We start from the raw sequence: 17,359 nt of genomic DNA on the forward strand, positions 1-17,359 counted from the left end.
CGCGAACGAGGTGGCATTTGAAATCCAGTCGCGCTACACGAGCCCCGACCAGGCCGAAGCGGACATCCGTCGCCGCGTCGAGGCCAAGGAAGTCGTGATCGGCTTCGGCCACCCGGTGTACACGATCTCCGACCCGCGCAACAAGGTGATCAAGGAAGTGGCGAAGAAGCTCTCGAAGGAAGCCGGCAGCACGAAGCTGTTCGACATCGCCGAGCGGCTCGAGACCGTGATGTGGGACGTCAAGAAGATGTTCCCGAACCTGGACTGGTTCAGCGCGGTGTCGTACCACATGATGGGCGTGCCGACGGCGATGTTCACGCCGCTCTTCGTGATCGCCCGTACGGCGGGCTGGAGCGCGCACATCATCGAGCAACGCATCGACAACAAGATCATCCGGCCGAGCGCGAATTACACCGGTCCGGACAACCTGAAGTTCGTGCCGCTCGCGAAACGCTGATCCGAAACGCTGATCGGGAAAGGGGGATAATTGCCGGTGACGTCCGGCGGTTGTCCCTCATGCACCACATTCTTATTCCCCCCCAACGGTATGAACACTGCAAACCGCAAACCCCTGCCAGGCACCAAGCTGGACTTCTTCGACACGCGCGCCGCGGTCGAGGCGATCCAGCCGGGCGCCTACGACACGCTGCCGTACACCTCGCGCGTGCTGGCCGAAAACCTCGTGCGCCGTTGCGACGCGGTGTCGCTGAACGCTTCGCTCAAGCAGATCATCGAACGCAAGCGCGACCTCGACTTCCCGTGGTTCCCGGCGCGCGTGGTCTGCCACGATATTCTGGGCCAGACGGCACTCGTCGACCTCGCCGGCCTGCGTGACGCGATTGCCGCACAAGGCGGCGATCCGGCGATGGTCAATCCGGTCGTGCCGACGCAACTGGTGGTGGACCACTCGCTCGCCGTCGAGTGCGGTGGCTTCGATCCGGACGCGTTCGACAAGAATCGCGCGATTGAAGACCGGCGCAACGAAGACCGCTTCGACTTCATCAACTGGACCAAGAAGGCGTTCAAGAACGTCGATGTGATCCCGCCGGGCAACGGCATCCTGCACCAGATCAACCTGGAGCGGATGAGCCCGGTCGTTCAGGTGAAAGACGGCGTGGCGTTTCCGGATACGCTGGTCGGCACCGATTCGCATACACCGATGGTGGATGCACTCGGCGTGATCGCGATCGGCGTGGGCGGCCTCGAAGCGGAAAGCGTGATGCTGGGACGCGCATCGTATATGCGTCTGCCGGATATCGTCGGCGTCGAACTCACCGGCAAGCCCGGTCCGGGGATTACGGCGACGGACGTGGTGTTGTCGTTGACGGAATTCCTGCGCAAGGAAAAGGTCGTCGGCGCCTACCTGGAGTTCTACGGCGAAGGCACCGCGAACCTGACGCTCGGCGACCGCGCCACCATCGCCAATATGGCGCCTGAGTTCGGCGCGACGGCCGCGATGTTCTACATCGACGAGCAGACCATCAAGTATCTCAAGCTCACTGGCCGCGACGACGAACTCGTCAAACTGGTGGAGACGTATGCGAAGGAAACCGGCCTGTGGGCAGAGAGCCTGAAGAACGCGCAGTACGAGCGCGTGCTGAAGTTCGACCTCTCGACCGTGGTGCGTACGCTCGCTGGCCCGTCGAACCCGCATCGTCGTTTGCCGGTGTCGGAACTCGCTGCGCGTGGCATCAGCGGCAAGGTTGAGAACGAACCGGGGCTGATGCCCGACGGCGCGGTGATCATCGCCGCCATCACGAGCTGCACCAACACCAACAACCCGCGCAATATGATTGCTGCGGCGCTGCTTGCGCGCAACGCCAACCAGCGCGGCCTGACCCGCAAGCCGTGGGTCAAGAGCTCGCTCGCGCCGGGATCGAAAGCCGTCACCTTGTACCTGGAAGAAGCGAAGCTGCTGCCGGAACTGGAGCAGCTCGGCTTTGGCGTGGTCGCTTATGCATGTACCTCGTGTAACGGCATGTCCGGTGCGCTGGACCCGGTGATCCAGAAGGAAGTCGTCGAACGCGACCTGTACGCGACTGCCGTGCTCTCCGGCAACCGCAACTTCGACGGCCGGATCCACCCGTATGCGAAGCAGGCCTTCCTCGCCTCGCCGCCGCTGGTGGTAGCTTACGCAATTGCCGGCACGATCCGCTTCGACATCGAGAAGGATGTGCTGGGCACCGACGCCGCCGGCAATCCGGTGATGCTCAAGGATATCTGGCCGTCCGACGAGGAAATCGACGCGGTCGTTGCCTCAAGTGTGAAACCGGAGCAATTCCGCAAGGTGTACGAACCGATGTTCGCGGTCACGGCCGACGCCGGCGAACGCGCCAATCCGCTCTACGACTGGCGTCCGATGAGCACGTATATCCGCCGCCCGCCGTACTGGGAAGGCGCGCTGGCCGGCGAGCGCACGCTCAAGGACATGCGCCCGCTCGCGGTGCTCGGCGACAACATCACCACCGACCACCTCTCCCCGTCCAACGCCATCCTGCCGGATAGCGCCTCGGGCGAGTATCTGGCGAAAATGGGCTTGCCGGAGGAAGACTTCAACTCGTACGCGACCCACCGCGGCGATCACCTGACCGCACAGCGCGCCACCTTCGCCAACCCGACGTTGAAGAACGAAATGGTGCTGGAAGACGGCAAGGTGAAGGCCGGTTCTTTGGCTCGTATCGAGCCCGAGGGCAAGGTCACGCGCATGTGGGAAGCAATCGAAACCTACATGGAACGCAAGCAGCCACTGATCGTGATTGCCGGGGCCGACTACGGCCAGGGCTCGTCGCGCGACTGGGCCGCCAAGGGCGTGCGTCTGGCCGGTGCTGAAGCGATCGTCGCCGAAGGCTTCGAGCGCATCCACCGCACCAACCTGGTGGGCATGGGCGTGCTGCCGCTGGAGTTCAAGCCGGGTGTGAACCGTCTGACGCTTGGCATCGACGGCACCGAAACCTTCGATGTGATCGGCGAGCGCAAGCCGCGCACCGACCTCACGCTGGTGATCCATCGCAAGAGCGGCGAGCGCGTGGAAGTGCCGGTGACCTGCCGTCTCGACACGGCCGAAGAAGTGTCGATCTACGAAGCCGGTGGCGTGCTGCAGCGCTTTGCGCAGGACTTCCTCGAATCGTCGCAAGCGGCAGCTTGATGGCCAGCAACACCGACGCACAGCAACGCGTGCGTCGAGTTTGATACGCGGGCGGTGCGGCGACGTACCGCCCGCGTCTTAACAGGACAACTACGCAATGGCACACGTACCCCAGATCAAGATTCCCGCCACTTACATGCGCGGCGGCACCAGCAAAGGCGTGTTCTTCCGCCTGCAGGATTTGCCCGAAGCGGCCCAAGTGCCGGGCGCGGCGCGCGATGCGCTGCTGCTGCGCGTGATCGGCAGCCCGGACCCGTACGGCAAACAGATTGACGGCATGGGTGGCGCCACGTCGAGCACGAGCAAGACCGTCATCATCGCCAAAAGCAGCAAGCCCGACCACGACGTCGACTACCTGTTTGGTCAGGTGTCGATCGACAAGGCGTTTGTCGACTGGAGCGGCAATTGCGGCAATCTCTCCGCCGCAGTGGGACCGTTTGCGATCAGCGCTGGGTTGGTGGATCCGAGCCGTATTCCGCACAACGGTGTGGCCACCGTGCGGATCTGGCAAGCCAATATCGGCAAGACCATCATCGGCCACGTACCCATCACGAATGGCGCCGTGCAGGAGACCGGCGACTTCGAACTGGACGGTGTGACCTTCCCCGCCGCCGAAGTGCAGCTCGAGTTCATGGACCCGGCCGCCGAAGAAGACGGCGCGGGCGGCGCGATGTTCCCCACCGGCAATCTGATCGACGACCTGGAAGTACCGGGCGTCGGCACTTTGAAGGCCACCATGATCAATGCGGGGATTCCGACGATTTTCGTCGACGCCGAGGCGATTGGTTATAAAGGCACCGAACTGCAGGACGCGATCAACAGCGACGACAAGGCGCTAGCGAAGTTCGAGACGATTCGCGCACACGGCGCTTTGCGCATGGGCCTGATCACGAATATCGACGAAATCGCAACGCGGCAGCATACGCCGAAGGTCGCGTTTGTCGCGAAGCCCGCGGGGTATGCGGCGTCTAGCGGCAAACAGGTTGCGGCTGGCGATGTCGACCTGTTGGTGCGGGCGATGTCGATGGGCAAGCTGCACCACGCGATGATGGGCACCGCTGCGGTGGCCATCGGCACGGCGGCCGCGATTCCGGGCACGCTGGTGAATCTCGCTGCGGGTGGTGGCGAACGCCAGGCGGTGCGCTTCGGCCATCCGTCCGGCACGCTGCGCGTCGGCGCAGAAGCCAGCAAGGTGGATGGCGAATGGGTCGTCAAGAAGGCCATCATGAGCCGTAGCGCGCGCGTGCTGATGGAAGGCTGGGTGCGGGTGCCAGGCGATACGTTCTAAGACCAAAGCATGTGACGAAGCACGAGCCCCGGCGGGTCAAACGCCGGGGCTCGTGCTTTATGCAAACCTGAAATCGAGCGAAAGCGTCGACCCTCTGCAACAAGCCCTCCGCAAGGCGACCGCCGGCACGGCAGCCGCCGTCGCCTCACCCTGCTCGCAGACTCAACCTTGCTTGGCAGGCAGATACGGCATCGGATCGACCGGCTTGCCGTCGCGGCGTACCTCGAACAACACCGAGACGCGCGAGTTGCTTTCGTCGCCCATCTCCGCGATTTCCTGCCCTTGCCGCACGATATCGCCGGTTTTCACCAACAGTTTGCGGTTGTGCGAATACGCGGTCAGAAAGTCCTTGTTGTGCTGGACGATGATCAGGCTGCCATATTCGTTCAGCCCCGTCCCCGCATACATGACCTTGCCGTCTGCGGCTGCACGCACCGGATCGCCCGGCTTGCCGCCGATCTCGATGCCGCGTGTCTCGCCCGGCTGGAACCCCTCGACGACGTTGCCCTGAGCGGGCCACGCCAGCACGACGCGCTTGGCGTGACGCGACACCTCGGCGTCGACCTGGCGCGTTTGCGCAGTACTGGGTGCGGGAGCGTCGGTTGGAGGGGTTGAAGCTGTGGAGGTGGCCGAGGCCGCAGCCGCAGTTGCTGCAGCCGTGGCAGCCTGAGCAGCGACTGCGGCAGCCGCCGCCGCGCTGGCTTCCTTCACCGCTTCGGGCGAGGCGACATGCAGCACCTGCCCCAACTTAAGGCGCGTGGACGGTTTCAGGTGGTTCCACGCCAGCAATTCCTTGACACTACAGTGATGATGCTGCGCGATGTGGCTCAGCGTGTCGCCACGCCTGACGCGATACACGAGCGGCTGCGCGGCCTTCAACTTGGCCGCGCTAACCGCCGCCGACGCCTGTAAGGACGCCGTTGCCGCCGCATCCGACGCTGCAGCCGTTGCCGCCGCCCCCCCGGAGGCTGCCCCGTCCGCCTGCTGACCCGGCTGCGTCTGATTCACACAACCGCTCATCGCCAATGCGACCCAGACGCCAGCGACGCTGGCCATCATGGTTTTGTCGAAACGACTTCTTGACAAATTCGACTCCTGCCTTGTTCTTGACGAGTCCGAGTGTTCCCGCGTCGCATCCGATGCGCGCATTCGTGCGAAGCGCTGCGATCTCGCGACCCGGGAGAGCCGCCTCGTTGCAGCTATCACCCGTACCCTGCCTGCCACCCAACGCTTGTGCGGCAAATATCTCAAAAATGAGGCGTTCTACCGCAAAAAGGGCCAGATAGACGATTAAAATTCAAGCGGAATTGTAAAATGCCTCGGACAAAAAACGAGCCGTCCGAACAGACTGATACAAATCCTTACGATCGGTATCGGAGGGTTTGACCCGCGATAACGTTTTCTTTAACGGCAAATTGTCAAAAAAACTTGAATTCGGGCGTGGATGCTGAGAACGCAGTGGCGCGATCAGCAATCAGTGACGAACGTCAACGTGGGAATCGCGGGAACGGTAACTCGTCCTGTTCGTGCGAAATGTTGCGATTGCAACATCCTGTCGGGTCGGCTTGACTTGTCGTACGAATATTTGCAGATTGACGTTAACGAATTCTGCACAGGATCCAGTTATGTCATTCCGAACCCATGATGTGGTACCGATTAGCGACGCCTGCTCACGGCTAACGGAGCTGGCGGTGGAGGTGGTCGCAGGCACCGAGAAAATTCTGACGAAGAACGGCTCAGCGTACGTGGCTTTGTACGCGCATTCGGACACGCACGTTTTGCTGTTGTCCATTCGCCACCAGCGAGAGCTGGGGTATGCACCGGAGTAGCACCGGGTAAAAAAACGGCCGGCCCTTGTTCAAGGTGCCGGCCGTTTGTTTTCCAAACGTCGAACGTCTGTTGCTTCGCCTACCGCAGCGCCTTCACAGCATCTGCGGTTACGTTAGCGGGTTGACCGCCCCAGGTCGCCCGCAGATAGCTGGCCAGTTGCGCCAGTTCCGCATCACTCAGTTGGCCCGCGAAACCCGGCATCTCCTGCATGCGTTCCAGCCCCGGGAAATCCTGCGCGCCGATACCGTCGAGCATCGCCACGATCAGGTTGTGCGGATCGCTTTGCCGCACGGTGGAATTGCCGTGCATCGGCACGGCGACGTGCGGCTTGCCCTCGCCGTCGCGGCCATGACAGCCCGCGCACACGGCCAGATAGACGTTGCGGCCGGCCGCCAGTTGCGCCGCGTCTGCCGACACCGACTGCAGCGGCTCGGGAGCCGGCGGCTGGTCGCCGAGCAGATAGGTGGTCATGGCGCGCAGATCGTCGTGACTCAGGTACTGGCTGCTCAGATGGACAACCGGGTACATCTCGCTGAAGGCCGAACCTTGCGGCGCAATCCCGCTGGCAAAGAAGGTCTGCAGATCGACCGCCGTCCAGCCGCGCGCCGCGAGTCCTTTCGGCGTGATGTCCGGTGCGACCACCCGGCCGAGCGCACCGCCGCCAAGCGGCAACGCGTGATCGAGCTGACCGAACGTGCCGCGCGAGGTGTGACACTCGGCACAATGACCGAGCGCGCTGACCAGATAGCGTCCACGATTCCAGTCGGCCGACGCCCCCTTCGATGCATCCGGCAGTGCATCCTTGAGGAACAGCATGTCCCAGAAGCGCACGGCAAAACGCATGTTGAACGGGAACGACAGTTTCGGCTCGCGGTTCGGCACGGCAGCCGGCTTCTGCGCCATCAGCCACGCGTACATCGCGTCGCTATCGGCGCGTGAGATCTGCCGGTACGACGTGTAGGGCATCGCCGGGTACAGTTGGCCGTCTGGCGTCACGCCGTCGTGCAGCGCCTTGTAGAAGTCGCCGGCGCTCCACTTGCCGATGCCATGGTCTTTATCGGGCGTGATATTCGTGCCGTAGAACGTGCCGAACGGCGAGGCGAGCTCGACGCCACCGGCGAACGGCGCACCGTCCGCGCTGGTGTGGCAGGCGGCGCAGTCGGCGGCCTTGACCAGATAACGGCCACGCGCAAGCTGGTCCGCCGCAGCATTTTGCAGGTCGGCCGGCGTGTTGGCAGGCGAAACGGTCAGCGCCGCAGCCGAGGTGTCGTCGTGCTGCTGGCCGCACGACGACAGCAGCGCGACGCTCAACACCAGTGCAATGCGACGCAGGGTTAGCGAGGTTTGGAATCGGCTCGTCATGCGGCGTCCTTTACGAGGCCCGGCATCGTCAGCACCACCTCCTTGACTGCCTCGTAGTAGCGCACATACCCCGTGCAGCGGCAGATATGATCGTTCAACGCCTCGGTGATGGTTTCTTCCACCTTGTCTTTCGCAACCGGCTGACGCTTCAGGCGCTCGATCAGCACCGTCGCGGCATTGACGAACCCCGGCGTACAGTAGCCGCACTGAAAACTGAAGTGCTCGAGAAACTTCTGCTGGATCGGTGAAAGGGCCACCACTTCGCCATGCTCGTCGCGCTGCGCGTGGCCTTCGATGGTGCGAATCGACTTGCCGTCGAAGAAATTCGCGCCGGTAATACAGGTGCGGATTTCCTCGCTGGTGCCGTCCGGCTTGTCGAGAATCACCACGCAAGCGTGACAGATGCCCTGCCCGCAGCCGAGCCGCGAACCGGTCAGGTCAAGGTATTCGTGCAACAGGTCGATCATCATCAGACCGGCTGGCACTTGCAGCGGGCCGACTTCGCGGCCGTTAACTTTCAGCGATACTGGTTGTGCTTTGAAGTGCGTCAAAGGCCGTTCCACGACCGTTGTGCTGGCGGCGTTAGCCGAGGACACCGATGCCGATGCCGCGCCAGCACTTGCTGCGCCGCCCGAAGCTGCCGCTGCACTCGCTGCCTTCGCAGCACTACCAGAGGCCGGCACGGCGCCCATCACCGAACCGGAAGTTTGATTAGGGGCCGTCATGCGAGCACCTCCTGAATTTTTTGCGGGGTGACCGGAAGGTCAGTAAAACGGTGGCCGATCGCGTGTGCGATGCCGTTCACGATCGCGCCGACCACCGGGATCATCACCACTTCGGCGATACCCTTGGGCGGATCGGTTTCGGTCAACGGTGGCAGCACTTCGCCAGTCTGGGTCCAGACGGCGACGTCCTTGGCGCGCGGCAACTGGTAGCGGTTGAAGTTCCACGTACCGTTGCCGGGGCCATCTTCATAGAGCGGCAGATACTCATGCAGCGCATGGCCGATGCCCATGGCGAGGCCGCCCTGCAATTGCCCCGACACGAGCTGCGGTGCAATCTGGTTACCGCACTCCATGATCGAGTGATGCGTGAGCAATTCGACCTTGCCGGTTGCTTCGTGCACCGCGAGTTCGACCAACGTGCCAACCGCGCTGTAATACGTAACCGCTGCGTTGTTACGTTGCACCGGCGGAATGAACACTCGCTGGCGATCGAGCACACGGTATTGATTCGGTGTGCTTTGCAGCTTCTTCTTGTCGGCGCTGGCGTTGTCGCCATAGCGCAGCGAGAGGCCATCGAGCGGCAGACGCTCGACGCTGCCGTCGATCTCGAACTCCGCTTCTGCCCACTGCCAGCGATTGAACACGTGCACCGCTGCGCCCGTCACGAGTCCGAGCTCGTGCGCCTTCTTCGCGAGCTGTTCGAACGGCAGCGCTTCGAGCCCCGCCGCCGACAGCTTGCCTTCGACCCAGCGCGCGTCCTCGATGCGCACCGTCAACGGCGCGGCCTGGCCGCCGCCGATCCCCTGGCTCCAGATCGCCATCGCCGCCGGCCATAGCCCGTGGGTGAAGACCACCCGCGCAGCCTCGCGCGTGCTGTGGGTGAAATAGAACGCGGAGTTGGTCGCACTCGACGGCGACGCGTAACCGGGCGACCAGCGCGGATTGGCCGACAGCTTGTCCTGATCGGACTGCGACATCATGTACGGATCGCCGCTCGTGACGACCGGCAGGTCGGGCCAGTCGGTGACGGCGACACGCACCTCGGTGGCCGGCTTGCCGAGCCACTTCGCGACGGCGATCGCCTGCGAGGTCGACATGCCGGTGCCGATTTCGGCGGCCGTGTGATGCAGGCTGATCTTGCCGTCGGCAGTGAATTCGACCTTCGCCAGCGAGGTCTCCGCGCCCGTGCCGAAGTCCTTTTGCACGCAGGCGAAACCAACGCCATAGCGCTGGCCCGGATGCGCCGCTTCGAATGCAAGCTTCTTGCTGGCCCGGTTCACCCACAGCGGATGGGCCTTGGCCTTCTGCAAGACGTCGTCAACGCGAATCGCCCCGGCCGGTACCGCACCCTGGGTGTTTTTCATGCCCGAACGCAACGCGTTCTTCAGGCGAAAATCGATCGGATCGACGCCGAGTTGTGCGGCGATTTCGTCGATCATCATCTCGGTGGCCGCCATGCTCTGCAGCGTGCCGTAGCCGCGCGCGGAGCCGGCGTCGATCGCCCGCGAAGCGATGGCGACCGCCGACAGGTCGTTCTTCGGAAAGTAGTAGATCGACTGCGCCGCGGTTGCACCGACCATCGCCACCGAAGGCGAGAAGTTGCAGCGGCCGCCGCCGTTCGCTTCCATCGCGGCCTTGAACGATTGCAGCAGACCGGTTTTGCGGTCCACAGCGATCCGGTAGTTCATCTTGAACGCGTGCCGTTTGAGCGAAGTCTGGAACTGCTCATAGCGATCGTTGGCGAGGCGCACCGGACGGCCGTCCGCGTACATGGCGGTGACGAGGCCATAGAACGGCACGTTGAAGTGATCCTTCGAGCCGTAACCGACCGTGTAGCACGGGTGTACGAACAGGTTCTTCACCGGAAACGCGCACTTCGCGACCATGCCGGCCGCGCTTTCCACGACTTCCAGCGGCGCCTGGGTCGGCACCACCATATGCAGCGATTGCGTCGCCGCGTCATACCAGCAGTTCGCGTTGTCGGGCTCGAGCGCCGCGGTATCGATCGACTGCGTGTTGTACTCGCGTTCCATCACGAGCCAGTCCGCCGACGGCTGATCGAGTTCCTGCTGGATCTGTCCAGCGTAGAACATGCCCTGCTCGTCGAGCTTGCCGTGCTCCTTGCCGTCCGGCCAGACCGGCTGGTGCTTGCGCATCATGCTCGGGAACACCGGCGCGTCTTTCAGACTCGAGAACGTGTCGTCGTCATAAGGCGTCTTGCCGCCCACCCGCACGAAGCGGAACGTGCCCCACGGATCGCGTTCGAGCGGGCCGGTCTCGGCGCCGTAGCGAATGATCTCGTCATGGAACTTGAGCTTGTCCTTGGCAAAGCGGAAGCGCGCGAAGTCGTGATAGATCAGGATCGCCACCGCCTGGCCCAGATACGCGGGCGTCTTGCCTGGCGGCAGCAGCATGTCGTCGCCATAGAAGGCGGGGAAAATCAGGCCGTCGCGCGTCAGATCGTCGGCGGTGACGATACGGTCCGGCTTCAGTTCGTCGCCGAGCAGTGTCAGGTCGAAGCCTTCGTAGAGGCGGTCGGCCTGGGTGGTGCGCAGAATGAAAGCGTGGGCCTGCTGGTTCGGCCAATGCGGCATGTCGGCTGCGCGGATGTCGCGTGCGAACACTTTCGCACCGGTCACCTTGGCGATGCCGTCGATGCGGAATTTGGCCTGCCCATTGGCCGCGTCCCATTGGACTGGCGTCAGAATCTTCTCTTCGAACAACGCAGCGAACGCACGGCTGCCTATCGGCGCGAGATACACCGAGACACCCGCAATCACGCTGGCCTTCAGAAAACTGCGACGCGAAAGGTCGAGTTTCCCCATGGACTTCTCCTTTAGTGAACGACAACGGCAACTTCAGGGGGACGCACGGTAGCGCGCGAGTCCGGCGCCAGCCGACGCACGCGAGCGGGCTTGCACGGGAGGCGCAAGCCGTCGACGCCAGACAACATCGGAAATCAAGCGATCCCGGCCACGTGGGTCCGGGCGTACCGGCGACGTGCGACGGCCGGAACACCGGCACCGCCGCAGTCGATCTGATGAGTTCTGTACCGCGCGCGAACTCTGCTTGAACTGCCCTTGAACGTCCTGAAACTGCCAAATCCCTGCCCTACCAACGGGCAAACCGCGCGATTATCGCGCTGTTAGACAGGAAAAGCGTAACTTTTTGTCCTATATAGATCAGATAACGAATTTGATATAGAGCGGGATATTTTGGGGTACTGATTGACGTGTGTGCTTCGCATCGCGCCCCTCGGATCAACCACGTTCTATTGTCAAGGCCAATTCGCAATTATATTGTAATATTCCAAAGCTCAACAGCAACCTGACCGACGCAAGCAGCGCGAAGATCAGCTCGCAATGAGCCACGCATAAATGCCGCCAGACGGGCCTGAGCGACCGTTCCGATCCGGCGGAACATCCACCCCAACCCGCTGCCTCACAACTTTCAATTGCAAACGTGTACAAATGCATACATTTGTACTATGCTGACTTTCAGCGAATCCGAAACAGGTGCTGTGTCATGCAAACCGTATCCGTGCGCATTCCCGAAGATGACCTCGCGTGGCTGTCGAGCCTGCAATTGCAAGGCGCCACCAGCCCGAGCGACAAGATCCGCGCGTTGATCGCGGACGCCCAGCGCCGCGCCAACGGCGAGAACGATTTCGTCAGTTGCGTGGCGTTGCTGCGTGAGCAGGTGCGACCGTTGCTCGAGGCCACCCAGGCCTATGAGCACGCTACGCACAGCCACTCCGAAATCGTCACGCTGCTGGCCACCCAATTGCCGGAGCTGATGGCAAGCCTCGTCACCGCGTTGCCGGAAGGCAAACGCGTCGCCGAGGTGGCGCGCGAGATCGAGGCACGCCTCACCGCCAAGGCCATGCGCATGTTGCTAGGCCTATTGCGGCTCACCGTCACGCAACGGCCGCCCACCTACGACCCTACGGTCTTGAATCCTTATGTGGCGGAGTTGCAGGAGCTCGCCCAGCTTATCCAGCTGGCGCGACCGCCCGCCTGACGGGTCAACCGTGCACCTCATCGCAGCAGCACCCTTTCGTACCCTCCAGGAGTTAGCATCATGACGACAGAAAGTCTGGGTAACCGCGTCAAGCGTTTGCTCACGGCCAACGTGCATGCGCTGGTCAGTTCGCTCGAAAGCCGTACACCGCAAGCCGTACTGGAACAATACCTGCGCGAATTCGACGAAGTCCTTGCCCAGGCGCGCATCGAACTGGGCCGGCACGAAGCCGCGCGGCATCAGGCCACCAAGGCCATCACCCGCGTCAACAATGAAATCGAACGCCTGAACGAGCTTATCGCCACGGCCCTCGCGCAAGGCGACGAGGCGGCCACGCATGCCGGCGCCGAACGTCAGATCGATCTGGAGGACCAGCTCGGCACGCTCAACCAGGCGCTGCAGGAAGCCATCGAACATGCCAGTGCGGCCGAATCGGACCTGCTCGGCCTGCGCGCGAAACGCGCCGAGATGGAGCAGGCGCTCGCCGAAATGATCGCCGCGCGCAACGTGGCGCAGCGCGCGAGCAGCGTCGACGGCGTCTCGGGTGCCGCGGCCGGGATTCGTGCCGAACAACTCGAGCAAGGTTTCAATCGCACCATGACGGGCGCCACTGGCCTCGCGGGCTTGCATACCAGCGCGGGCAGTGCCGATCCTTCCTTGCTGAGGCGTCTCGAGACGATGCACAAGGAACAGCGCATCAGCGAACGCGTCGCGCGTCTGAAAGCGGCGAGCGACAGACCGGTCGGCGAAAACTCCTGACCTACCCATTCATTCGGGGAAAAAAACAACAATGACTCCGCTTCTGCTACCGGGGAATGCCCCCTTTGTAGCCGCGATCGGCCTGATGATCGCCATCGGCGCGCTCGAAGGCGTCACGCTGCTGTTCGGCCTGAGCGTCACCGAACACGCCGGCAGTATGCTCGTCAGCCACTTCGGCATCGACCACTCGGGCACGGGGGCCGATACCGGCGTCGTCGGCCAGGTGCTGGGCTGGCTGCATCTCGGCCGCGTGCCGCTCCTGATCCTGCTGATTCTGTTCCTGCTCGGCTTCGCGATTGTCGGCTTGCTGCTGCAATCGCTGCTCCATGCGCTTGCGGGCTTCATGCTGCCGCCAGCCGTGGCGGCCGTCATCGCTGCGTTGGGCGCACTGCCGTTCGTGCGGCAAACCGGCGGGCTCGCGGGCCGCTATCTGCCGCAAAACGAAACGTCGGCACTGTCGGAAGAGGATTTTATCGGCCGTACTGCCCAGATCGTCACGGGCGAGGCATCGCCTGGCAATCCTGCCGAAGCGCGGCTCGTCGACGAATACGGTCAGCCGCACTACTTGCGCATCGAACCGGACGACGCCGAGGTGCGTTTTGCGCGTGGCTCGACTGTGCTGATCGTCTCACGTGTCTCCGGATCGCTGTATCGCGCGATCGCCAATCCACGTCCGGATCTGCTGTAGCGGGTTCACCTGCAGGGTCGCCGGCGCAACCAATGCGCGGCGCCCGTAGTTTTGTCATGCCGTTTCATTTCATGGGAGTTGAGGAACAACATGGATGCCATATTTTTCTGGGGTGCCACCGGTCTCGCAGTGGTGATAGGTTTGTCGGTGATCGGCCTGATCTTTGCGCGGCTCTACGTGCGCGCATCGGCGGAGCGGGCTTTTGTGCGTACCGGCCTCGGTGGGCAGAAGGTCATCATGAGCGGCGGCGCGGTCGTGCTGCCGGTGTTTCATGAGGTCGTCCCCATCAACATGAACACCTTGAAGCTCGAAGTCAGCCGCTCCTCGCGCGACAGCCTGATTACCAAGGATCGCATGCGCGTCGACGTGGTGGTGGCGTTTTTCGTACGCGTGAAGCCCACTGCGGAAGGCGTCGCCACCGCCGCGCAAACGCTCGGCCAGCGTACGAACGCGCCGGAAGACCTGCGCGCGCTGGTCGACGACAAGTTCGTCGACGCGCTGCGCTCCACCGCCGCGCAGATGACCATGCAGGACCTGCAGGACGCCCGCGAGAACTTCGTTCAGGGCGTGCAGAACACCGTTGCCGAAGACCTGACCAAGAACGGTCTGGAACTGGAAAGCGTGTCGCTGACCAACTTCAATCAGACCTCGAAGGAATTCTTCGACCCGAACAACGCGTTCGACGCCGAAGGCCTGACCAAGCTCACTCAGGAAACCGAGCGCCGCCGCAAGGAGCGCAACGAAGTCGAGCAGGATACCGAAGTATCGGTGCGCGAGAAAAACCGCGATGCGCTCGCCAAGAAACTGGCCATCGAGCAGCAGGAATCGTTCATGAAGCTCGAGCAGGAACAGCAGGTGAAGACCCGCACGGCCGAACAGAGCGCGCGGATCGCCGCCTATGAAGCCGAGCGCCACCAGGAAGCCGAGCAAAGCCGGATTGCCGCGGAGCGTCAGGTGCAGGAATCGGAAATCCAGCGTGAACAGGCGGTGCGCACGCGCAAGGTGGAAGCCGAGCGCGAAGTGCGCGTGAAGGAGATCGAGCAGACCAAGGTGACGCAGATGGCCGCGATCGAACAGGCCAAGGTCACCGAAATCGCCGCCCAGGACAAGGCAATTGTGATTGCCTCGAAATCGGAAGCGCAATCGCAGGCTCAGGCGCGCGCCAACGAGGCGCTTGCTGAAGCGGTGAAAGCCGAGCAGTTGGTGGAAACCACTCGCCGCACCGCGGAAGCCGATCGCTCCAAACAGGTCGCGCTGATCGAGGCCGCCCAGCAGGCCGAAACCGCCGCCGTGCACGTGACCACCCAGGCGCGTGCCGAACGCGAGGCGGCGCAGATGCAGGCCACCGCGATCGTCGAGCTGGCCGAAGCAGCCCGCAAGAAGGGGCTCGCCGAGGCCGAGGCGCAACGGGCGCTCAACGACGCCATCAACGCGCTGTCGTCCGACCAGACCAGCCTCAAGTTCAAGCTGGCGCTGTTGCAGGCGCTGCCGGGCGTAATCCAGCAGACGGTCGAGCCGATGAAGGCGATCGACGGCATCAAGATCATTCAGGTCGACGGTCTCAATCGCAACGGCGCCGGCAGCAACGGTGTGGATGGCGGTGCGGGTGGCGGTTCCGGTCACAACGGCACGAACCTCGCCGAGCAGGCCATGTCCGCGGCCCTCGCCTATCGCGCGCACGCCCCGCTGATCGACTCGTTGCTCAACGAAGTCGGCCTTTCCGGCGGTTCGTTGCAAGGACTGGTTCCGGGCCTGGCGGCGACGGGCGCGGCTGCAGCGGCGGTTGAATCAGCAACTCACCCGGCAACGCCGGCTATCACGCAGCACGCCGAAGCGCCCCACGCGCTGACCGGCACGCCGGCCAACGGCGCCGCCGACCACGAGCGCGGCTACGGCCCGCGCTAATAGCGCTAAGTCGAACCAGCGTCCTCGTCTGAACGCAAAATGGCCTCGTGAACCCAAAGGTTCACGAGGCCATTTGCCTTTCCATGCCGCGCGGTGCAACGCGACTTGACGAAGGCGCCGTTCATTCAGAACTTGTGACGGATCGCCGCGCGCACCGCGAACTGGTTCGACGATGACGACGCGCCGGCCGATCCCGGGATATAAGCGTCATCGAGCACAGTATCGGTCTTGTCGCCGGCCACCTTCTGATACGCCGCCTGGAAGTAGAAGTCCGTGCGCTTGGACAGGTTGTAGTCGGCCATCAGCCCGAACGTGTGATATTTCGGGTTTTCATTGCCCGAGGTAGCATCCATGGTGGCCGCGGTATAGACATACTGCACGCCTACGAAGAAGGCCGGCGTGAACTGATACTTGCCGTTCACCTCGAAGTTCTGGAACTTGATCGCCGTCACCGAGCCGCCGTTGGGAGCTGTGATCGAACCGACATACGCCGAGGTATCGGTCGCGGCCGGTTCGCCGACGTTCGTGTTCGTATAGACGAAGCCAAGCGTCGCCGCGCCGAACGTGTAGTTGACCCCGCCGCCGAAAATACGCAGCCGCTCGGAGATAAAATTGGCGTCATCGGTCGCAATCGCGCCGTTGGTCGTCAGGCCGGGATTATCGGCCTGCAGGTAAGCGCCGGTCACCAGCAAGCCGCCGTTCGTGTACTGGCCGCCCAGGCTGTACTGCCGGTTGTTGGCGAAGTTGGTGTCGTTGCTGAAACTGTAGGTGCCGCCGAACTGCAGGCCCGCAAAGTCGGGGCTCGCGTATTTGATCGTGTTGTTGACGCGAAACGAGTTGTCGGTGTTGTCGTTGTCGTAGGGGTGCGAAAGGAGGTAGCCGCCCCAGTTGCCGTTAGCCGTGGCCTGCGCGAGATAGTCGACCACCGAGTCGTACTGCCGGCCAAGCGTCACCGTGCCGTAGTTGGCCGCCGTCAAACCGACAAACGCCTGACGGCCGAACATGCGCCCACCCTGTCCGAGCGCCCCGCTGTTCACATCGAAACCGTTTTCGAGGTCGAAGATCGCTTTCAGGCCGCTGCCGAGATCTTCGGAACCCTTGAGGCCCCAGCGGCTGCCTTGCGCGTAGCCGCTCTCTAGCTGGTAGGCGGACTTGTCGCCCGCATTGCTGGTGTAGTTGATCCCCTCGTCGATCACCCCGTACAGCGTGATGCTGCTCTGTGCAAACACAGGCAGAGCGAAGGCTGCGCTCACAGCCAACGCGATCATGTTCTTTTTCATGAAGATCTCCCGAATCTCTAGTCATTAGCCAAGGGCTAGCCAACTTTGAGAAAGCTCTTCTTGTTTTTTCAGCATTAACTACATTTGGGCTCTAACGATCACGAGTGGTGAAAACGATGCTTGCACACCGATAGTAGGCCGTCCATCGGGACAAGTTAGGCCCTCGCAAATCGTTGCTAAATGCCCACGCGCGTGCATTCCCATATTGCGCAATTTGACAGTTAGCGCTTGGCGTAACACAGCGGTGATCTGGGTGAATGCCCATCGCCGGGCCGCCCCGCAGCCCTTGCACGGACGGTCTGCGGCAATCCGTCAACCCGCGTCATGCCCCCTTGGCGCACACCTTTTCGTAATTAC

General features: G+C 62.8%; 12 protein-coding genes. 7 read left to right on the forward strand and 5 right to left on the reverse strand.

Annotated elements, in window-relative coordinates; translation table 11 throughout:
* The 3 genes from BLQ92_RS38045 to prpF all read left to right on the forward strand — a co-directional run.
* Positions 1 to 457: citrate/2-methylcitrate synthase (locus tag BLQ92_RS38045; RefSeq protein ID WP_280517456.1), on the forward strand; the 457-nt coding region annotated here is incomplete at its 5' end.
* A gap of 90 nt (positions 458 to 547) precedes the next feature.
* Positions 548 to 3,145, forward strand: coding sequence for a Fe/S-dependent 2-methylisocitrate dehydratase AcnD (gene acnD, locus BLQ92_RS38050; RefSeq protein ID WP_090695897.1), 2,598 nt, complete (start codon positions 548 to 550; stop codon positions 3,143 to 3,145).
* 97 nt (positions 3,146 to 3,242) lie between these two features.
* On the forward strand, positions 3,243 to 4,433 hold the full coding sequence (gene prpF, locus BLQ92_RS38055) for a 2-methylaconitate cis-trans isomerase PrpF (RefSeq protein ID WP_090695898.1): 1,191 nt from the start codon (positions 3,243 to 3,245) through the stop codon (positions 4,431 to 4,433).
* Positions 4,434 to 4,595: 162 nt separating this feature from the next.
* On the opposite strand, the gene BLQ92_RS38060 is transcribed toward prpF, so the two are convergent.
* From BLQ92_RS38060 to BLQ92_RS38080, 4 genes are all read right to left on the reverse strand, one after another.
* Positions 4,596 to 5,519: a peptidoglycan DD-metalloendopeptidase family protein gene (locus BLQ92_RS38060; RefSeq protein ID WP_244106248.1), complete on the reverse strand. Its 924-nt coding sequence runs from the start codon at positions 5,517 to 5,519 to the stop codon at positions 4,596 to 4,598.
* An 822-nt stretch (positions 5,520 to 6,341) separates the two neighbouring features.
* Positions 6,342 to 7,625 (reverse strand): c-type cytochrome, encoded by a 1,284-nt coding sequence (locus BLQ92_RS38070; RefSeq protein WP_090695900.1) that lies wholly within the window; start codon positions 7,623 to 7,625, stop codon positions 6,342 to 6,344.
* Positions 7,622 to 8,317, reverse strand: a complete 696-nt coding sequence (locus tag BLQ92_RS38075; protein ID WP_090695926.1) for a (2Fe-2S)-binding protein — start codon at positions 8,315 to 8,317, stop codon at positions 7,622 to 7,624. Before BLQ92_RS38075 ends, BLQ92_RS38070 begins: the two co-directional genes overlap by 4 nt.
* A gap of 29 nt (positions 8,318 to 8,346) precedes the next feature.
* On the reverse strand, positions 8,347 to 11,175 hold the full coding sequence (locus tag BLQ92_RS38080) for a xanthine dehydrogenase family protein molybdopterin-binding subunit (protein ID WP_090695901.1): 2,829 nt from the start codon (positions 11,173 to 11,175) through the stop codon (positions 8,347 to 8,349).
* Positions 11,176 to 11,875: 700 nt separating this feature from the next.
* Here BLQ92_RS38080 and BLQ92_RS38085 point away from each other — a divergent pair.
* The 4 genes from BLQ92_RS38085 to BLQ92_RS38100 all read left to right on the forward strand — a co-directional run bounded on the left by BLQ92_RS38085 (position 11,876) and on the right by BLQ92_RS38100 (position 15,722).
* The gene (locus tag BLQ92_RS38085) at positions 11,876 to 12,370 is read left to right on the forward strand and encodes a hypothetical protein (protein WP_090695902.1); all 495 of its coding nucleotides are present in this window, start codon (positions 11,876 to 11,878) and stop codon (positions 12,368 to 12,370) included.
* Positions 12,371 to 12,430: 60 nt separating this feature from the next.
* The gene (locus BLQ92_RS38090; RefSeq protein ID WP_090695903.1) at positions 12,431 to 13,129 is read left to right on the forward strand and encodes a PspA/IM30 family protein; all 699 of its coding nucleotides are present in this window, start codon (positions 12,431 to 12,433) and stop codon (positions 13,127 to 13,129) included.
* 31 nt (positions 13,130 to 13,160) lie between these two features.
* A complete protein-coding gene (locus BLQ92_RS38095) occupies positions 13,161 to 13,817 on the forward strand; it encodes an OB-fold-containig protein (protein ID WP_090695904.1) in 657 nt (218 codons plus the stop codon).
* 90 nt (positions 13,818 to 13,907) lie between these two features.
* Complete coding sequence (locus BLQ92_RS38100; protein ID WP_175772477.1) at positions 13,908 to 15,722, forward strand: flotillin family protein; 1,815 nt, start codon at positions 13,908 to 13,910, stop codon at positions 15,720 to 15,722.
* Positions 15,723 to 15,847: 125 nt separating this feature from the next.
* On the opposite strand, the gene BLQ92_RS38105 is transcribed toward BLQ92_RS38100, so the two are convergent.
* A complete protein-coding gene (locus BLQ92_RS38105; protein ID WP_090695905.1) occupies positions 15,848 to 17,002 on the reverse strand; it encodes a porin in 1,155 nt (384 codons plus the stop codon).
* Between the last annotated feature and the right edge of the window lie 357 nt (positions 17,003 to 17,359).

Source organism: Paraburkholderia phenazinium, assembly GCF_900100735.1.
Lineage (GTDB): Bacteria > Pseudomonadota > Gammaproteobacteria > Burkholderiales > Burkholderiaceae > Paraburkholderia > Paraburkholderia phenazinia.